Origin of the sequence: Staphylococcus auricularis, from assembly GCF_051172115.1 — a bacterium.
GTDB classification, from domain to species: domain Bacteria; phylum Bacillota; class Bacilli; order Staphylococcales; family Staphylococcaceae; genus Staphylococcus; species Staphylococcus auricularis_A.
In genome coordinates this window covers 25,385-44,231 of the sequence record NZ_JBPIZN010000005.1, presented here as the reverse complement: position 1 = coordinate 44,231, position 18,847 = coordinate 25,385, and the positions used below count along the sequence as shown (strand labels likewise).

Here is an 18,847-nt window from a genome sequence, read left to right as displayed (position 1 = left end):
GCGATGAATGAGATTCAAAAACGTGTTGACGAATTACACAACATGCTCAATCAATACAGTTATGAGTACTATGTCAAGGATAATCCAACCGTACCAGATAGCGAATATGACCAGTTATTACGAGAATTGATCAATATTGAAGATGAACATCCAGAATATCGTACAGCAGATTCACCTACAGTACGTGTCGGTGGTCAAGCACAGTCTACGTTTGAAAAAGTGCAACATGATACACCTATGCTCAGTTTAGGCAATGCATTTAATGCAGAAGAGTTACGTAAGTTTGATCAACGAATTCGCGATAATATTGGTGAAGTCACATACATGTGTGAATTGAAGATTGATGGGCTTGCCGTATCGTTAAAATATGAAGATGGTCAATTCGTCCAAGGGTTAACACGTGGAGATGGGACAACAGGTGAAGATATTACAGAAAACCTCAGAACGATTCATGCTATTCCTTTAAAAGTCGATGCACAGCTCACTTTTGAAGTGCGAGGCGAAGCATACATGCCGAGAAAATCTTTCTTAAAATTAAACGAAGAGAAAGAAGCAAAAGATGAACAACCCTTTGCGAACCCTCGTAACGCAGCAGCAGGATCATTACGTCAACAAGATACACGTTTAGCTGCACAGCGGAAACTCAGTGTGTTCTTATACAGCGTCAATGACTTCACTCAATTTGAAGCTTCTACGCAAAGCGATGCATTAGACGAACTCGATCGATTAGGTTATAAAACAAACCAAGAACGTCAAATCGCGAACAATATAGATGAAGTCCTTGAATACATCGATAAATGGACAGAACAAAGGGAATCGTTACCCTATGATATCGATGGTATCGTGATTAAAGTGAATTCCCTTGAGCAACAACAAGAGCTCGGATTTACACAGAAATCACCGCGCTGGGCGATTGCTTATAAATTCCCGGCAGAAGAAGTAGTGACGACGTTGAGAGATATCGAACTCAGTATCGGACGCACAGGTGTTGTGACACCGACTGCGATTTTAGATCCAGTTCGCGTGGCTGGTACAACGATATCAAGAGCTTCATTACATAACGGAGATTTGATACAGGAACGCGATATTCGTATTGGCGATAGTGTCATCGTTAAAAAAGCAGGCGATATCATTCCAGAAGTCGTTAAAAGCATCATCGAACGAAGACCTGATGATGCGGAGGTTTATCACATGCCGACCCATTGCCCAAGCTGTGGTCATGAACTCGTGCGTATTGAAGGCGAAGTCGCTTTACGCTGCATTAATCCTAAATGTCCTGCACAGCTCATTGAAGGGTTGATACACTTTGTCTCTCGCCAAGCGATGAACATTGATGGCTTAGGAGATAAAATCATCCAACAATTATATGAAAATGAAGTTATCAAAGATGTGGCTGACATCTACTACCTTACAAAAGATGATCTGTTACCACTTGAACGCATGGGTGAGAAAAAGGTTGCGAACTTACTTTCTGCCATTGATGCTTCTCGTGAAAACTCGTTAGAACGCTTATTATTTGGTTTAGGTATTCGCCATTTAGGTGCTAAAGCTAGCCAAACCATTGCAGAAAAATATGAAACGATGGATCGCTTATTAGAAGTGTCAGAGGAAGAATTAGTAGAGATTTATGACGTCGGTGAAAAATTAGCACAATCTATCGTCACTTACTTAGAAAATGAAGATGTGCGTGCGTTAATAAATAAATTAAAAGAAAAAAATGTTAACATGAGTTATAAAGGTGTTAAAACAACGGAAGTAACGGGACACCCAGAGTTTGAAGGGAAAACCATCGTACTCACTGGTAAATTACAAGAAATGACACGTAATGAAGCCACTGAATGGTTGGAACTTCAAGGTGCGAGTGTAACGAACAGCGTCACGAAAAAAACAGACATCGTCATTGCTGGAAAAGATGCAGGATCAAAATTAGATAAAGCAGAAAAATTAGGTACAACCGTTTGGTCAGAAGCAGAATTCCAAGATAAACAGAAGGAAATTGAAGATTAGAGGAGAAATAGTGCATGAAGAAAATATTTTTACTATTCATCTCAACCGTTTTTATACTAGCAGCTTGTGGGAATGATGACGATAACAAGCAAGATGATAAATCAGATAACGCATCTTCCACAAAATCTGAATCCAATTCAGCGAAACAAACGGTCACAGATAAGCAAGTTCAAGGTGACGATTATCGTACGATTTTGCCATTTAAAGAGAGCCAATCTCGTGGCTTACTACAGGAAAATATGGCCAATAGTTACAATGGTGATGATTTTGAAAGTGGATTATTAGACTTGAGTAAACAAGTCTTTTCACCTAAAGATTATCTCTATCAAGATGGTCAGTACTTAGATAAAGATACGATTAATAGTTACCTCAATCCGAAATATACGAAGTCTGAAATCGATGATATGGATGATGATGAGAAAAAAGATAAAAATGCAGTAGAAAATCTTGGTCTTAATCCTTCTCATAAAGGGGAAACTGACCCAGAAAAAATTGCTGAAAACAGCCCCGCTTACTTATCCAATATCCTAGAGCAAGACTTTTATGATAAAGGAGATAAGAAAGGCAAAGACATCAGCGGTATGACAATTGGTTTAGCCATGAATAGTCAATATTACTATCAAAAAGAAAAAGATGGAGCGACCTTTAGTAAATCACTAGACGATAGTGATATTAAAAAACAAGGGAAACAAATGGCTAACGATATCTTATCTCGTTTACGTGAACATAAAGAATTGAAAAATATCCCAATTCATTTTGCTATCTACAAACAATCTGGTGAAGATGACATTATGCCAGGTGAATTCATGATGGGTACAACGGTGGATGAAGGTAAAACCCGTATCAATGATTGGAAAAACTTTAATCAAACCACAGCATTGTTGCCATCAAGTGAAGCAGCTGACATTGATGAAGATTTAAATTCAAATTTCAAACAGTTTAACAATAATCTTCAGTCATACTTTAACAATTTCACACAAGCTGTCGGTACAGTGAAATTCAATAAAAATAGTCCAGAGACGTTATCAGTAGATATTCCGATCGATTATTACGGTAAGGCTGAAACAGTTGCTATCACACAATATGTCACAGAACAAGCTGAGAAATATTTCAACCATATCGATGAATACGAAATTCATATTAAGGATGGTAACCAATCTCAAGCCTTGATCAATAAAAGTAAAAATGATGATGAACCACAAGTTCATATTTATAGAAATATCAATTAATCATCAACAAATAAAAGCCAACAATCATGTTACTACAACAGATTGTTGGCTTTTATCAATTTTATTCACTGACGATAGATTTGACACGTTGTAAATCTGTTTCAACAAATTGACCTGGTTTTTGAGTTAATTTACTTACAACGTATGTCACGATCACACTAGAGAAGAATCCTGGTATCATTTCATATAAACCAAAGATTTCATTGATATCTGCCATCGGTTTAACGACGGTAATCCAGATGATAACGACAAGTGCACCGACAATCATACCGCTCATGGCACCCGTACGTGTGAGCCCTTTCCAGTAAAGTGAATAAATCACAAGTGGACTGAACGCCGCACCAAATCCTGCCCATGCATTACCGACAAGATTAAGAATCGTATCGTTTGGTGACCACGCAATTGAAATGGCCACGATTGCTACAGCAAGTACAGAGAGACGACCCACTAATACAAATTCTTTTTCATGTTCCTTCGCATGCTCAGCACCACGAATCAATTTATAGAAGTCTTCTGTGAGCGAACTTGATGTTACGAGCAACTGTGATGAAATCGTGCTCATAATGGCAGCTAAAATGGCAGCGAGTAGGAATCCACCAACTAATGGGTGGAACAGCACTTGGCTCATCACGATAAAGAGTGTTTCTGGGTCTTCTAATTTAATGTCACGGTCTGCAACAAAGGCGATCCCAGTTAAACCGACACCGACAGCACCAGTTAACCCAACAATCATCCAGCTAATGCCAACGCGACGTGCTTTTGGTAATAGTTTGTGTGATTTAATCGACATGAAACGTACGATGATATGTGGTTGACCAAAGTATCCTAGTCCCCACGCAAATAACGAAATAATACCGATGAAGGTTGTCCCTTTAAATAGATCTAAATTCGTCGGTTTCATTTCGGCAATTTGATTAAATGTATCCCATCCATTTAATTGCATTAAAGCTACAATAGGTACCATAACCATCGCAATTAACATGATGACCCCTTGGAAAAAGTCTGTAATAGAAACCGCAAGATACCCACCGAAGAATGTATAGAAAATAACGATGACCGCAACGACGATTAAACCATAATGATAGTTTAAACCAAATGCGCTTTCAAATAGTTTCCCGCCAGAGACGAATCCAGAATGAGTATAAAGCGTGAAGAAAACGACGATGATTAAACCTGATATGATTTTTAATAAATTACTTTTATCATTGAGACGATTACTAAAGAAATCAGGTAACGTAATCGCATCACCAGCGACTTCCGTGTACACACGTAAACGAGGTGCGACAACGAAGTAATTAATGTAAGCACCGAGTGATAAGCCAATGGTAATCCAAATCGCTGATAAACCTGTAGAGTAAACTTCACCAGGTAACCCTATGATCATCCAACCACTCATATCAGAGGCCCCAGCAGAGAGGGCAGTAATGTAAGGTCCAATACTTCTACCACCTAACATGTATTCGCTGAGGTTACTCGTAGCTTGTTTGTAGCCATAGTAGCCAATAACGAGTAATATGATAAAGTATAGTGCAATCATAATATACGTTTACCAACTTGCATTGACTTGACTACTTAAAGCCGTTCCTAAATCTAACATGTATAACAACCCCTTTGTTTGAGTAAAAATGTTTTTATTGAATGATTATACACATAAATATTCATAATATGTAGTATTTTCTTTAAATATTCCAAACATAGATATTGTCAATATAGTAATGGCAACGTTTACAAAGAAAAGTCGCTATTTTGAATGAAATGATTGTATTATGCATTTAATGTTTAAGTCTATGCTGGAATATTTGAAAATAGCACAATTTTTGATAAATAAGTAACATATTTTGCCTTCGAATAGGGAACAGTATGAGTACTCGATTTCGTTTTTACAAAAAAGCGCTGTTACATTAAGCGATGATATGAAAATACTTAGATTTTTAACAGGAAGTTTGATACAATTTTGTAATGAATGAGTTAGAAGGAGGCTTTTAATTAATGACTAAAGTTACACGTGAAGAAGTATTGCATATTGCGGATTTAGCACGTTTACAAATTCCTGAAGAGGAAGTATCTAATATGCAAGAAACACTTGAAAGCATTTTAAATTTTGCGAATCAAATAGATACAGCCGATACAAGTAATGTAAAACCTACATATCACGTTTTAGATTTACAAAATGTATTGCGTGACGATGTTGCTGTAGAGGGTATTCCTCAAGAAGAAGCGTTAAAAAATGCAAAAGAAACTGAAGATGGTCAGTTTAAAGTACCGGCTGTCATGAATGAGGAGGACGCTTAAGATGACGATTCGTTATGAGTCAGTAGAAAATTTAATTAACTTAATTAAAAATAAAGAAATCAAACCATCACAAGTGGTTAATGATATTTATGATGCGATAGAAGAAACTGATCCTACGATCAAATCCTTCTTAGCTTTAGATAAAGAAAATGCAGTCAAAAAAGCACAAGAATTAGATGAATTACAAGAAAAAGACCAAATGGAAGGTAAACTCTTTGGTATCCCAATGGGTATTAAAGATAACATCATTACTGAAGGTGTCGAAACAACTTGTGCAAGTAAAATGTTAGAAGGTTTCGTACCGATTTATGAATCAACTGTAATGAACAAATTGAAAGTCGAAAACGCGGTACTCATTGGTAAATTAAACATGGATGAATTTGCGATGGGTGGTTCAACAGAAACATCTTACTTTAAACAAACGGTGAACCCATTCGATCATCTCGCAGTGCCTGGTGGTTCTTCAGGTGGTTCTGCAGCAGCTGTTGCAGCTGGCCTTGTACCATTTAGTTTAGGTTCTGATACTGGTGGTTCTATCCGTGAACCTGCAGCATACTGTGGTATTGTCGGCTTAAAACCAACATACGGACGTGTTTCTCGTTTTGGTCTTGTTGCCTTTGCCTCTTCTCTAGATCAAATTGGACCATTGACTAGAAACGTTAAAGATAATGCGCTTGTATTAGAAGCAATTAGTGGCGTTGATGAAAATGATTCTACAAGTGCGCCAGTTGAAGAAGCAGACTTCACTCAAGATATTGGTAAAGATATCAAAGGTATGAAAATTGCGTTACCTAAAGAATACTTAGGTGATGGGGTAGATGACGATGTTAAAGCATCTGTTAAAGAAGCAGTAGAAACGTTGAAATCTTTAGGTGCCACAGTAGAAGAAGTGTCATTACCTTATACACGTTATGGTATTCCTTCTTATTACGTCATTGCATCTTCTGAAGCATCCGCAAACCTTGCACGTTTCGATGGTATTCGCTATGGTTACCATTCACCAGAAGCTAAAACATTAGAAGAACTTTACAAAATGTCTAGAAGTGAAGGGTTCGGTGCAGAGGTACAACGTCGTATCTATTTAGGTACTTTCGCGTTAAGCTCTGGCTATTACGATGCATTCTACAAAAAAGCTCAAAAAGTTAGAACAATTATCAAAAATGAATTTGAAGGCGTCTTAGATAAATATGATGTTATCGTGGGCCCTACAACACCTACAACAGCATTCAACTTAGGTGATGAATTAGATGATCCATTGACAATGTATACAAACGACCTATTAACAACACCAGTAAACTTAGCAGGTTTACCAGGTATTTCAGTACCATGTGGTATTTCAAATGGACGACCAATCGGTTTACAAATCATCGGTAAACCATTCGATGAAAAAACGTTATACCGTGTCGCATATCAATACGAAACACAATACAATCTTCATGATGAGTATGAAAATTTATAAGGAGTTGGAAAAACAATGCATTTTGAAACAGTAATTGGACTAGAAGTCCACGTTGAGTTAAAAACCGACTCAAAAATGTTTTCTCCATCACCAGCACATTTCGGAGCAAAAGCAAATTCTAATACCAACGTGATTGATTTAGCTTATCCAGGTGTATTACCTGTTGTAAATAGACGTGCTGTTGATTGGGCAATGAGAGCGGCAATGGCTTTAAATATGGACATTGCGACAGAATCTAAGTTCGATCGTAAAAACTATTTCTATCCAGATAATCCGAAAGCATATCAAATTTCACAATTTGATGAACCAATCGGTGAACATGGCCATATCGATATAGAAGTTGATGGTGAAACAAAACGTATTGGTATCACACGTCTTCACATGGAAGAAGACGCTGGTAAATCAACACATAAAGATGTCTATTCATTAGTAGACTTGAATAGACAAGGGACACCATTAATTGAAATCGTATCTGAACCAGACATCCGCTCACCACAAGAAGCATACGCTTACTTAGAAAAATTACGTTCTATCGTTCAATATACAGGCGTTTCTGACTGTAAAATGGAAGAAGGATCACTGCGTTGTGATGCCAACATTTCATTACGTCCCGTTGGCCAAGAAGAATTTGGTGTTAAAACAGAGCTTAAAAACTTAAACTCTTTCAACTACGTACGTAAAGGTCTAGAGTACGAACAAAAACGCCAAGAAGAAGAATTGTTAAACGGTGGAGAAATCTTACAAGAAACACGTCGTTTCGATGAATCTACAGGTAAAACCATTTTAATGCGTGTCAAAGAAGGATCAGACGACTACCGTTACTTCCCAGAACCTGACTTAGTTCCATTATATGTCGATGACGAATGGAAAGAACGTGTACGTCAAACTATTCCTGAACTTCCAGACGAAAGAAAAGAAAAATACGTTAATGAATACGGCCTTCCAGCTTATGATGCACACGTGCTTACCTTAACTAAAGAAATGTCTGATTTCTTTGAAGAAGCAGTCGCAAACGGTGCAGATGTAAAATTAACATCCAACTGGTTAATGGGCGGCGTAAACGAATACTTGAACAAAAATCAAGTTGAACTTCAAGATACAAAATTAACACCTGAAAACTTAGCAGGTATGATTAAATTACTTGAAGACGGTACAATGAGCAGTAAAATCGCTAAAAAAGTCTTCCCAGAACTTGCTGAAAATGGCGGTGACGCTAAACAAATCATGGAAGATAAAGGCTTAGTTCAAATCTCAGACGAAGATACATTACTTCAATATGTGAACGAGGCACTCGATAATAATCCACAATCTGTTGAAGACTATAAAAATGGTAAAGGCAGAGCGATGGGTTATCTCGTCGGTCAAATTATGAAAGCTTCTAAAGGACAAGCCAATCCACAAATCGTTAATAAATTACTAAAACAACAATTAGATAATCGCTAATTGAAAATATCATAAATGATTACAGAGTAAACTGACTATAAAGCCATCCTATAAGGTTAGAAAAGGTTGAACATGTTTTTTACACCGAATGCTATGCGCTAATGATTTCTAATTGGTGCAATCAATGAAGCGGTGTAAACGTGTTCCAGCAGCAGTCATTTTTCAAGAGAAGACTGATGCGATGACGAATCAATTTCTAACTTTTTGGATGGCTTTTTGATTATCTTCAAGCTAAATTCATTTCATAAACTGAGGGAAAAATGAGACGGCAAAATTTAATAAATGGCTCATATTTTTTGCTCCAAAATGCATGCTAAATACTTTTATAACGCTCTTAAATCAGCTACTATATGATATGAGTATATAAAATTGAGGGATAGCTAATGAGACAAAGAGTAAGAATAATTTACAACCCAACATCAGGTAAAGAGCTCTTTAAAAAAATGTTACCTGATGTCTTGATAAAATTAGACAAAGCTGGTTTTGAAGCCAGTGCCTATGCAACTGAAAAATCTGGTGACGCTACTGTCGAAGCAGAACGTGCACTCAAAGAAAATTATGATATCTTGATTGCTGCAGGCGGCGATGGGACGTTAAATGAAGTCGTCAATGGGATAGCAGAGAGACCGAATCGTCCTAAACTCGGTGTGATACCAATGGGCACGGTGAATGATTTCGGTAGAGCACTGCATTTACCAACCGACATTTTAAAAGCCATCGATACGATTATAGAGGGATACACTGCACGTGTAGATATTGGTAAAATGAACAGCCGATATTTTATCAATCTCGCAGCAGGTGGGAAACTCACTGAAGTCTCTTACGAAACACCTAGCAAACTGAAATCGATTGTGGGTCCATTTGCTTATTACATCAAAGGGTTTGAAATGTTACCTCAAATGAACGCGATTGATTTGCGCATTGAATATGATGATGAAGTATTCCAAGGAGAAGCCTTACTATTCTTCTTAGGACTTACCAATTCAATGGCAGGATTTGAAAAGCTTGTGCCGGATGCGAAACTCAACGATGGTTACTTTACGTTATTAATCGTAGAAAAAGCCAATTTAGCTGAATTAGGCCATATCATGACACTTGCTTCTAGAGGCGAACACGTTAAACACCCGAAAGTGGTATATAAAAAAGCTAAATCGATCAACATCTCATCATTTTCCGAATTACAACTGAATGTGGATGGTGAATACGGCGGTAAGTTACCAGCTAATTTCTTGAATTTGAAACAACACATCGAAATCTTCATTCCGAATGATACACATAATGAAGAGCTCATTCATGAAAATCAAGCGGAAGAAGATAATCAAGACGATGAAGCGTAACACGGAATGATTTTCATCATCGTACACTCAAAGCGTTTCAACGATAGAATAAAAATGTAAACATAAATCATCATCTTGAAGTGAAATTGGCCTATGGGTTACAATAAGATAACAGTATAACAGGTGAAACAGTTTAGACTATAAGGTTAGGTATTGCGACGCGACAACGATTCCTAACCTTTTTTAATGTGGAGTGAATTGAAATGGCAGTCGTACAAAAAAATGAAGTGAGAGAAGGAGAAGTGATCGATCTCACGCACGAAGGACATGGCGTAGTAAAGATTGATCGTTATCCTATTTTCATACCTCACGCATTAATCAATGAACAAATAGAATATAAGATTATTAAAGTGAAGAAAAATTTTGCGATTGGAAAGTTGTTAGAGATTCATGAAGCCAGTGATGATCGGGTTACGCCGCCTTGTGTGTATTATCAAAAATGTGGGGGATGCCAACTGCAACATATGACTTACCGTGCTCAGTTGGATATGAAACGAGAACAAGTGGTTAACTTATTCCACAGAAAAGCAGGCTTCGAGAATACGACGATTCATGACACTATTGGCATGGAAACACCTTGGCATTACAGAAACAAATCTCAAATTCCAGTAGGTAAAAATAAGGCTCAGGAAACAGTGATGGGCTTTTATCGACAACGCAGTCATGACATTATCGATATGGACGAATGTTTGATTCAAGACGATATTCACAATGAAGTAATGAACAAAGTCAGATCTTGGCTCAATGAACTCCAAGTCAGTATTTATAATGAACGCAAGAAAAAAGGCGTGATGCGCCATGTTGTGATAAGAGCTGGGCATCATACCGGTGAACTCATGGTTATTTTTGTGACGAACGGTCGTAAACTCAAACAGAGCCAGGCTTTAGTTGATCGCCTTGTTAATACATTTCCTAATATCACAAGTATTAAGCAGAATATTAATCAGACACACTCCAACGTCATTATGGGTGATGAATCAGTAACGTTATATGGTAAAGATCAAATCGAAGATACGTTATCAGATGTAAAATTTAAAATTAGTGATCAGTCATTTTACCAAATTAACTCATCACAAACTGAAAAGCTCTATCAAAAAGCGATTGAATATGCAGCGTTAACTGGAGAGGAAACCGTGCTTGATACGTATTGCGGTATCGGTACGATAGGTCTATATATGGCACCACAAGCGAAGCACGTATACGGCGTAGAAGTTGTACCTGAAGCGATCACAGATGCAAAAGAAAATGCGACAATCAATGGATATCAAAATACGACTTTTGTCTGTGGTAAAGCAGAAGAAGTTATATTAGACTGGCAATCAAAAGGGATTAAACCCGATGTGGTCATGGTGGATCCGCCGCGCAAAGGTTGCGATGAAACATTTTTAGATACTTTATTAGCGTTAAAACCACAAAAAATTATTTATATCTCTTGCAACCCTTCCACACAACAACGAGATGCGTTACGACTGTCTCCGGATTATGACTTAGTTCAGATTACACCTGTGGACATGTTCCCACATACGACACATGTCGAAACAGTGGCGCAGTTTATACGCAGAGATATTTAACCCATTAGATGGATAAGACTCATGAACCATCGCTGAACAAGTGGCTTTGCTTTAAAGTAGTGGTTTAAAATTGAACGTTGTCCATTTATAAACATACATCATTAGGAGATAACATTATGTTTTTAGGTGAAATGTTTTCAAATTATAAACAACAGAGACGATTTATATTAGCACAAATTGTGATTACTTTAGTAGCTGTGTTGATTGGCTACAGAATTGCATACGCATTTACACACATCATTGAACAAGGTTTAGTTATGAACTTAATGTTAGGTGGCATTGGGTTTATTTCTCTATGCCTGTTGCATTTTTTATTACTTTATCTCTTTTACCGTGTAACGGCACCCCATAAAACCATTCGCTTACAATTGCGTTTTGGTATGATAAGGGCTTTGCTGCCAGAAAATCTATTTCATAAAGGCTTGTACATTTTGATAACGATTGTTCCTTTATTAATTATTCTAATTTTATGGAGTGTTATTTTTAGTTATTTTCCTTATTCATCATTGATACTGATCATGAGTAGCTTTATCGGTTATTGTGCACTTGACTTATGTCTCGTCTTGTCATCTATGAGTCCAAAAGTGAAATACGTCGAAGAAATTCCCGGAGGACTTCGTTTTTATTCAAGTGCAAGAAACTTGATGCATAAATTATAGGCTATCATTCGTACTAAGCAAAATGTCCTCATTCAACGACACGTACAAATGATTAGCAAATCTAGCTCATGCGTGGTACAACTATTTTGAAACCAATGTGACACAACGTATGTGATGAGGAGGTGACGAAGTGGGGGAACGACGAATCATACACATCGATATGGATTACTTCTTTGCACAAGTAGAAATGCGAGATAATCCTAAACTGAGAGGGAAACCTGTCATCGTGGGTGGTAAAGCAAGTGGGCGCGGTGTCGTATCTACAGCCTCTTATGAAGCACGCGCCTATGGTGTACACTCAGCGATGCCAATGGTCCAAGCACACAAACTTTGTCCAGATGGCTATTATGTTACGACGAACTTTGGTGCTTATAAAGAAGCATCTAATAAGATTATGAGCATATTCAGAAGTTATACGGAACTGGTAGAACCGTTATCTTTAGATGAGGCCTATTTAGACGTGACAGAACTTGTTCGACCTGATCTTCCAGCCTCACAAATCGCACAATATATACGTAGAGATATTAACGAAGCGACACAACTCACTTCTTCAGCCGGTGTGTCATATAATAAGTTTTTAGCTAAATTAGCAAGTGGGATGAATAAACCGAATGCACTCACGATTATTGATTATAATAATGTCCATGAGATATTGATGAATTTAGATATCGGAGATTTTCCTGGGGTCGGTAAGGCTTCGAAAGAAAAAATGCATGCGCATGGGATTTATACAGGACAAGATTTATATGATCAGAGCGAACGCGAACTTGTTTATTTGTTCGGGAAAAGAGGACATGGCTTATATAACAAAGCGCGAGGAATTGATCATAACGAGGTGAAACCGACTCGAATTCGTAAATCAGTCGGTACAGAGCGTACCTTTGCGACAGATATGAATGATGATGAAGCCATTTTGCAGAAGATTTGGGAGCTCAGTCATAAGACAGCAGAGCGTTTAGCGAATATACAAAAATCAGGCAAGACAGTGACTGTGAAGCTCAAAACACATCGTTACGAAACGATTTCTAAACAGCGTAGTTTGAGAGATCCAGTTAGGGATGAAACGACGATTTATAACATTGCTTATGATCTTTATACCGATTTGAAAGAACCCGATGTACCCATTCGACTTGTCGGTGTGACAGTCGGTAATTTAGAGCAAGTCACATATGAAAATATGACGATTTACGATTATTTGTGATTTTGAGTGAGTGCGGTTCACGCTTTTTTAGAAAATGAATTAATCTTTATCAGTTAATTGTTTTCCATATACAGAAAGCATTTCATCTAAGCTATCGTAGTGTTTCAGTAATCTGTACGTAATCATGGCACATGCTTTCGCATCATTTAAGGCATCGTGGTGGCCGTGAAAGTCTAAATCATAATAATCCATCATGTGATTTAAGCCGTAGCGATGGTTATTAACGGTACGACGTGAAAGTTGTAGTGAGCAAAAATAAGTCATCTGTGGCGTTTCGAGGCCGAGTGCTTGAATACTAGCATGAAGCACACTCATATCGAAAGCGGCATTATGTGCCACTACAGGCAAACCATCGATAAAATCTAACATATAAGGCCACACATAATTGAAGTCTGGCGCATCTTCAACATCTTCTGGATGGATGCCATGGACTTCAATATTTTTTTGTGAAAAATAGTCATTTGGATTCACTAAGGTATAAAAAGATTCAGTAATTTGATGATTAACGACCTTCACCATACCTACAGCACATATACTTGTTCGTTTACCATTTGCTGTTTCAAAGTCCAAAGCAACAAAAGCTTCTTCATTTGTCATTTATTGTCATTTCCTTTCTGAGCTAAGAAGATTGATTATGCAATGACTTTAAATAAGATTTGTGGCTACGTCAAGTTTAAGCGATTGGCGTAGGTGAGTTTGAGGAGCTGTCATAAGTAAAGTATTCAATTAAATGGATCCCGGGGACTCGTTCTATATTTTTATCAAAAAAAGTAGGAGGGACATCGTAATAATGTCTCTCCTACTTTTTGTATATTTTTAATATCATTTTATAACTAGATTAGTCTTCAAATTCGCGTGTTCCAAGATCTTTTTCGTAAAGGTAAAGTGTGTTGCAATCGTCACCAATACGTCTTAAGTAATCAATATGAGTTTGGAACATTGATTCTTCTTCAACTTGTTCATCTAAGAACCAGTTTAAGAATGAGATGGTTTGGTAATCTTTTTCTCTAGTTGCGATATCAGATAAATTGTAGAAACGGCTTGTCACGTCTTCTTCTTGTGCTAATCCGTCTTCAAATGTTTCTAAGATTGAATTAAATTCTGTTTTTGGGGCGTCAAGCGCTGTAAATACAGGTTTAGAACCACGGTCATCAATGTAATTGTAGATTTTTTTACCGTGGAAACGTTCTTCTTTTGCTTGTTGGATATAAAAGTTTGCGAAACCTTTGTAAGAGTGATAGTCGCAATAAGCAGCCATTGCCATATATGCTTGCGCTGCGTAGTATTCTTGGTTCATTTGTTCATTTAAAGCGTTTAATAATTCATTGTTTAACATTTTTATCCCTCCAATTTTGAAGCTACTTGTAGTATAGCATAGTTTATTCTCATTAGTAAATAATAATTATTATAATCTGAGGGTGAAAATAACATTTTCTAATTGAGAATGTTTTTGCTTCCAGACCGAACATGCTATAATAATTGAGTGAATTAAATAGGAGGGTAACGAGTGAGACAATGGACTGCAACCCACCTAGCAAAATTGGCGCGCGTAGCAAGTAAAGCTGTAGGTAAAAAGGGTACAGATTTACCTGGTCAAGTTGCTAGAAGAGTGGATCAAAATATATTAAGAAATTTAGCGTCGACGGTAGATGATATCGTTTTTATTAGTGGTACAAATGGGAAAACCACTACATCTAATTTAATTGGGCATACGTTAAAAGCAAATCAAATCCCCATCATCCATAACAATGAAGGAGCGAACATGGCAGCAGGGATTACTTCTGCATTTATTTTACAGAATAAACCAGATACGAAAATTGCTGTCATCGAAATTGATGAAGGCTCTATACCACGTGTATTAAAAGAAATGACACCTTCAATGATGGTCTTTACCAATTTCTTCAGAGACCAAATGGATCGTTTTGGTGAGATAGATATCATGGTGAATAATATTGCAGAAGCGATTAAAGATAAAGGGATCAAACTCCTATTAAATGCTGACGATCCTTTCGTTAGTCGCTTAAAAATCGCAAGTGAAGACCGTGTTTACTATGGTATGAAAGCACGTGCACACGAATTTGAGCAAAGTACGATGAATGAAAGCCGTTATTGTCCAAATTGCGGCAGATTATTAGTATATGATTACGTACACTACAATCAACTTGGTCACTATCACTGCCAATGTGGTTTCAAACGTGAACAACCCAAATACGAAGTGAACCGATTTGATTTATCCCCATTCTTACAATTAGACGTTGATGAAACAGTATTTGATATGAAGATTGCGGGGGACTTTAACGCTTATAATGCAATCGCGGCCTATACCGTGTTACGTGAACTGGGTCTTAATGATGACTCTATACGTAAAGGATTTGAAACGTATACTGCAGATAACGGACGTATGCAGTATTTCAATAAAGGTGCAAAAGAAGCGATGATTAACCTAGCTAAGAACCCAGCAGGTATGAATGCGAGCTTATCAGTCGGTGAGCAAATCGAAGGTAGTAAAGTCTACGTCATGAGTTTAAACGATAATGCAGCGGATGGTCGAGACACATCATGGATTTATGATGCAGATTTTGAAAAACTCTCTCGTCAAGATATCTCTGCAATTATCGTAACAGGGACACGTGCTGAAGAATTACAGTTACGCCTTAAACTCGCTGAGGTCGAAGTACCGATTATTGTCGAAAAGGATATCTATAAAGCGACAGCGAAGACGATGGATTATACTGGCTATACTGTAGCCATCCCTAATTACACATCACTTTCACCGATGTTAGAACAATTGAACCGCTCTTTTGAGGAGGTTAAAGACGCATGAACGAATTAACTGTCTACCATTTTATGCCAGATAAATTAAACTTATATAGTGATATAGGTAACATTATGGCGTTAAAACAACGTGCCAAAAAACGTAACATTCATTTGAATGTCGTCGATATTAATGAAACTGACGGAGTTGATTTTGAAGGTTGCGATATCTTCTTTATCGGTGGCGGTAGTGATAGAGAACAAAGCCTTGCCACAAAAGAATTAGAGAAAATCAAAGTTCCGTTAAAAGCAGCAATTGAAGACGGCTTACCAGGATTGACCGTTTGTGGTGGTTATCAATTCTTAGGTACGAAATATATCACACCGGATGGCACTGAATTAGAAGGTCTTGGTATTTTAGATTTTTATACAGAATCTCAAACCGATCGTTTAACAGGGGATATCGTGATCGAAAGTGATACATTTGGTACGATTGTTGGTTTTGAAAATCACGGCGGTAGAACCTATCACAACTTTGATACGTTAGGTCATGTGACGCATGGGTACGGGAATAATGACCATGATGCGAAAGAAGGTATCCATTATAAAAACTTATTAGGTACGTATCTTCATGGACCTATTTTACCGAAAAACCATGAATTAACGGATTATCTATTGAAAGCAGCTTGTGAAAGAAAAGGGATTCCATTTGAGCCCCTAGAGCTAGATAATACAGAGGAAGAAGCGGCTAAAAAAGTGATCGTAGACCGCGTAAGTAAATGATAAAATAGAAAGCCAGTTTTACCTAAAGTTGAGGTAAAGCTGGCTTTTTTGTATAGAAGTTTATGAAAATGTGTGTCTTATGCATAACGAGAATCTAGAATACGGTAAATCAACAGTATTTCATAAATGACGTGGCTTTTAAGCTGGTTGTCATCGAATTCATCTAACCCTTTCACCGAGCGTTTGAGTACAGAAGCGGCTTGTCGTTCACGTTCGAAGTGTCCGGTAGAAATGATTTCATTGATGCGATTAGAAATTTTCAAAATCGCTACTTTTTCCTCTGAAGTAAACTGAATTTGTGTATCTCTCGGTAGATAAATAATGTTAGATAAATGTGCGATAAGTAACCGATTCGTATGTGCGCGTGTCGAAAGTTGACGTAATTGAATCCATTCATTATCACGTGATTTATGATAGTTTAATTCATCTTTCTGATAGGACAACAGTGTATCGACTTTATTATTTAATAGTTGCAAGGATTCCAACCGTTTATTGGCTTTTTCTGAACGAAATTGGCCGAAAATAAGTTGTTGCATACGCATATTGTAAAGTTGATATAGATTTTCTTCGGTTTGTTGGGTCAACTTATTCACTTGATCATAATATTTCGGTGGTAAAACGATGAAATTGACCAAACCTGCAGTCACGAGACCGATAATCGCTGTGAGTAAGCGAGAAAGGAAATTAAACACATAAGCTTCATGGATACCTGGAATCATAGCCATAGCAGTCAGTGTAGCTACTGTCGTACCTGCTTGTAGATTGAGTTTGGTACATAACAATATCGTAAAGGTGGCACTCAAGGCATATGAAAGCGGTGAATCGTCACCGAAAATATAAGTGAAGATCACTGCGAGTAGCGAACCGATGATCGTTGCAGGCAAGCGTTGATATCCTTTTTTGAGAGACGCTTTAGCGGTAGGTTCAATTGTGACGATAGCCGTTAAGATCGCAAATATAGGGTTTAAATTTAGTGATAAGCAAAAGAATGCGGTTAATAAGGTGGCTAACCCCGTTTTTAATGTCCGTGCACCTATGATATTTTTGTACCATTTATTATCCATTTTCATAGCTCCTGCGTGCTGATCTAAGATTAAAAGTTCATATGCATATATTGATTTTTCTGTTAAAAATATGCGCTCGTTTTGTTTATTTATTTTAGCACAAAATCATTTTATTTAAAGCGCTGATTGAAAGGGTATAGACAAATTTAGCGAGCTAGAATGAACCTTTACTATAAAAGGATGACGCAATTTTTGATATAATACGTAAGTGTATTACAAACTTAAAAAGGAACGGGATAAAATGATTGTTAAAACAGAAGAAGAACTACAAGCATTAAAAGAAATTGGATATATATGCGCACTCATTCGTGATGAAATGCGTAAAGCAACTGAACCAGGTATCACGACAAAAGAATTAGATGATATCGCAAAACGTATGTTTGAAGAACATGGCGCCACATCAGCACCGATTCATGATGAAAATTTCCCTGGTCAAACATGTATTAGTGTCAATGAAGAAGTGGCACACGGTATCCCAGGGAAACGTAAAATCCGCGAAGGCGACTTAGTTAATATCGACGTTTCAGCATTGAAAAATGGCTACTATGCAGATACAGGTGTCTCTTTCGTTGTAGGTGAAACAGATGAACCAATGAAACAAAAAGTTTGCGATGTCGCTAATGAAGCATTTGAAGCAGCGATGAAAAAAGTGAAAGCGGGTACTAAATTAAGCCAAATTGGTAAAGCCGTACATGCGACTGCTCGCCGTAATGATGTCAAAGTGATTAAAAACTTAACGGGTCATGGTGTAGGTAAATCATTACATGAAGCACCAAGCCACGTACTTAACTATTTTGATGCGAAAGACAAAACGTTACTTAAAGAAGGTACTGTCATTGCGGTTGAACCATTCATTTCATCTAATGCGACATTTGTCACAGAAGGTAAGAACGAATGGGCATTTGAAACCCAAGATAAAAGCTATGTTGCTCAAATCGAACACACGGTCATCGTAACGAAAGATGGACCAGTGCTTACAACTAAAATCGACTCATAATATGGGCCTAGCAACACATGTGAATAGCGAACGACTTAAGTATATCATTCA

General features: G+C 37.4%; 16 protein-coding genes. 12 read left to right on the top strand and 4 right to left on the bottom strand.

Annotation, left to right across the window (positions count from 1 at the left end):
* Nucleotides 1-3 precede the first annotated feature (3 nt).
* Nucleotides 4-2,007, top strand: coding sequence for an NAD-dependent DNA ligase LigA (ligA, locus tag ACSBRB_RS08965; protein WP_435032498.1), 2,004 nt, complete (start codon nucleotides 4-6; stop codon nucleotides 2,005-2,007).
* Between the two features lie 14 nt (nucleotides 2,008-2,021).
* Complete coding sequence (locus ACSBRB_RS08960; protein WP_435032497.1) at nucleotides 2,022-3,236, top strand: CamS family sex pheromone protein; 1,215 nt, start codon at nucleotides 2,022-2,024, stop codon at nucleotides 3,234-3,236.
* A 61-nt stretch (nucleotides 3,237-3,297) separates the two neighbouring features.
* Here ACSBRB_RS08960 and putP read toward each other — a convergent pair whose 3' ends face one another.
* Entirely contained in the window at nucleotides 3,298-4,773 is a 1,476-nt protein-coding gene (gene putP / locus ACSBRB_RS08955; protein ID WP_435032496.1) for a sodium/proline symporter PutP, read from the bottom strand.
* A 452-nt stretch (nucleotides 4,774-5,225) separates the two neighbouring features.
* On the opposite strand from putP, the gene gatC reads away from it, so the two are divergent.
* The 7 genes from gatC to dinB all read left to right on the top strand — a co-directional run bounded on the left by gatC (nucleotide 5,226) and on the right by dinB (nucleotide 13,198).
* The gene (gene gatC, locus ACSBRB_RS08950; protein ID WP_059107784.1) at nucleotides 5,226-5,528 is read left to right on the top strand and encodes an Asp-tRNA(Asn)/Glu-tRNA(Gln) amidotransferase subunit GatC; all 303 of its coding nucleotides are present in this window, start codon (nucleotides 5,226-5,228) and stop codon (nucleotides 5,526-5,528) included.
* Nucleotide 5,529: 1 nt separating this feature from the next.
* Complete coding sequence (gene gatA / locus ACSBRB_RS08945) at nucleotides 5,530-6,987, top strand: Asp-tRNA(Asn)/Glu-tRNA(Gln) amidotransferase subunit GatA (RefSeq protein ID WP_435032495.1); 1,458 nt, start codon at nucleotides 5,530-5,532, stop codon at nucleotides 6,985-6,987.
* A gap of 15 nt (nucleotides 6,988-7,002) precedes the next feature.
* Nucleotides 7,003-8,430 (top strand): Asp-tRNA(Asn)/Glu-tRNA(Gln) amidotransferase subunit GatB, encoded by a 1,428-nt coding sequence (gene gatB, locus ACSBRB_RS08940; RefSeq protein ID WP_435032494.1) that lies wholly within the window; start codon nucleotides 7,003-7,005, stop codon nucleotides 8,428-8,430.
* 383 nt (nucleotides 8,431-8,813) lie between these two features.
* Nucleotides 8,814-9,767 carry a diacylglycerol kinase gene (locus ACSBRB_RS08935; RefSeq protein ID WP_435032493.1) on the top strand — a complete coding sequence of 318 codons (954 nt, stop codon included), beginning with the start codon at nucleotides 8,814-8,816 and terminating at the stop codon, nucleotides 9,765-9,767.
* A 203-nt stretch (nucleotides 9,768-9,970) separates the two neighbouring features.
* Nucleotides 9,971-11,338, top strand: a complete 1,368-nt coding sequence (gene rlmD / locus ACSBRB_RS08930; protein WP_435032492.1) for a 23S rRNA (uracil(1939)-C(5))-methyltransferase RlmD — start codon at nucleotides 9,971-9,973, stop codon at nucleotides 11,336-11,338.
* Between the two features lie 116 nt (nucleotides 11,339-11,454).
* Nucleotides 11,455-11,997 (top strand): metalloprotease family protein, encoded by a 543-nt coding sequence (locus ACSBRB_RS08925; protein ID WP_435032491.1) that lies wholly within the window; start codon nucleotides 11,455-11,457, stop codon nucleotides 11,995-11,997.
* Nucleotides 11,998-12,127: 130 nt separating this feature from the next.
* Nucleotides 12,128-13,198, top strand: coding sequence for a DNA polymerase IV (dinB, locus tag ACSBRB_RS08920; protein WP_435032490.1), 1,071 nt, complete (start codon nucleotides 12,128-12,130; stop codon nucleotides 13,196-13,198).
* A gap of 39 nt (nucleotides 13,199-13,237) precedes the next feature.
* Here the strand turns inward: dinB and ACSBRB_RS08915 are convergent, their stop codons facing one another.
* Both ACSBRB_RS08915 and ACSBRB_RS08910 read right to left on the bottom strand, forming a co-directional pair.
* Nucleotides 13,238-13,795 carry a 3'-5' exonuclease gene (locus ACSBRB_RS08915; protein ID WP_435032489.1) on the bottom strand — a complete coding sequence of 186 codons (558 nt, stop codon included), beginning with the start codon at nucleotides 13,793-13,795 and terminating at the stop codon, nucleotides 13,238-13,240.
* A gap of 241 nt (nucleotides 13,796-14,036) precedes the next feature.
* Nucleotides 14,037-14,534 (bottom strand): ferritin, encoded by a 498-nt coding sequence (locus ACSBRB_RS08910; RefSeq protein WP_435032488.1) that lies wholly within the window; start codon nucleotides 14,532-14,534, stop codon nucleotides 14,037-14,039.
* A 171-nt stretch (nucleotides 14,535-14,705) separates the two neighbouring features.
* Between ACSBRB_RS08910 and murT the strand changes: the two genes are divergently transcribed.
* Both murT and gatD read left to right on the top strand, forming a co-directional pair.
* Entirely contained in the window at nucleotides 14,706-16,022 is a 1,317-nt protein-coding gene (gene murT, locus ACSBRB_RS08905; protein WP_435032487.1) for a lipid II isoglutaminyl synthase subunit MurT, read from the top strand.
* Entirely contained in the window at nucleotides 16,019-16,735 is a 717-nt protein-coding gene (gene gatD, locus ACSBRB_RS08900; protein ID WP_435032486.1) for a lipid II isoglutaminyl synthase subunit GatD, read from the top strand. The genes murT and gatD overlap by 4 nt, the downstream gene beginning before the upstream one ends.
* Before the next feature lie 77 nt (nucleotides 16,736-16,812).
* On the opposite strand, the gene ACSBRB_RS08895 is transcribed toward gatD, so the two are convergent.
* Nucleotides 16,813-17,799 (bottom strand): FUSC family protein, encoded by a 987-nt coding sequence (locus tag ACSBRB_RS08895; protein WP_435032485.1) that lies wholly within the window; start codon nucleotides 17,797-17,799, stop codon nucleotides 16,813-16,815.
* A 241-nt stretch (nucleotides 17,800-18,040) separates the two neighbouring features.
* Here ACSBRB_RS08895 and map point away from each other — a divergent pair, with 241 nt between their 5' ends.
* Complete coding sequence (gene map / locus ACSBRB_RS08890; protein WP_107392394.1) at nucleotides 18,041-18,796, top strand: type I methionyl aminopeptidase; 756 nt, start codon at nucleotides 18,041-18,043, stop codon at nucleotides 18,794-18,796.
* The last annotated feature ends 51 nt before the right edge of the window (nucleotides 18,797-18,847 follow it).

Bases quoted from the DNA above. Each gene is read 5' to 3' on its own strand.
- ligA (WP_435032498.1), top strand. From the start codon at position 4: ATGAATGAGATTCAAAAACGTGTTGACGAATTACACAACATGCTCAAT.
- ACSBRB_RS08960 (WP_435032497.1), top strand. From the start codon at position 2,022: ATGAAGAAAATATTTTTACTATTCATCTCAACCGTTTTTATACTAGCA.
- putP (WP_435032496.1), bottom strand. From the start codon at position 4,773: ATGATTGCACTATACTTTATCATATTACTCGTTATTGGCTACTATGGC.
- gatC (WP_059107784.1), top strand. From the start codon at position 5,226: ATGACTAAAGTTACACGTGAAGAAGTATTGCATATTGCGGATTTAGCA.
- gatA (WP_435032495.1), top strand. From the start codon at position 5,530: ATGACGATTCGTTATGAGTCAGTAGAAAATTTAATTAACTTAATTAAA.
- gatB (WP_435032494.1), top strand. From the start codon at position 7,003: ATGCATTTTGAAACAGTAATTGGACTAGAAGTCCACGTTGAGTTAAAA.
- ACSBRB_RS08935 (WP_435032493.1), top strand. From the start codon at position 8,814: ATGAGACAAAGAGTAAGAATAATTTACAACCCAACATCAGGTAAAGAG.
- rlmD (WP_435032492.1), top strand. From the start codon at position 9,971: ATGGCAGTCGTACAAAAAAATGAAGTGAGAGAAGGAGAAGTGATCGAT.
- ACSBRB_RS08925 (WP_435032491.1), top strand. From the start codon at position 11,455: ATGTTTTTAGGTGAAATGTTTTCAAATTATAAACAACAGAGACGATTT.
- ACSBRB_RS08915 (WP_435032489.1), bottom strand. From the start codon at position 13,795: ATGACAAATGAAGAAGCTTTTGTTGCTTTGGACTTTGAAACAGCAAAT.
- ACSBRB_RS08910 (WP_435032488.1), bottom strand. From the start codon at position 14,534: ATGTTAAACAATGAATTATTAAACGCTTTAAATGAACAAATGAACCAA.
- gatD (WP_435032486.1), top strand. From the start codon at position 16,019: ATGAACGAATTAACTGTCTACCATTTTATGCCAGATAAATTAAACTTA.
- ACSBRB_RS08895 (WP_435032485.1), bottom strand. From the start codon at position 17,799: ATGGATAATAAATGGTACAAAAATATCATAGGTGCACGGACATTAAAA.
- map (WP_107392394.1), top strand. From the start codon at position 18,041: ATGATTGTTAAAACAGAAGAAGAACTACAAGCATTAAAAGAAATTGGA.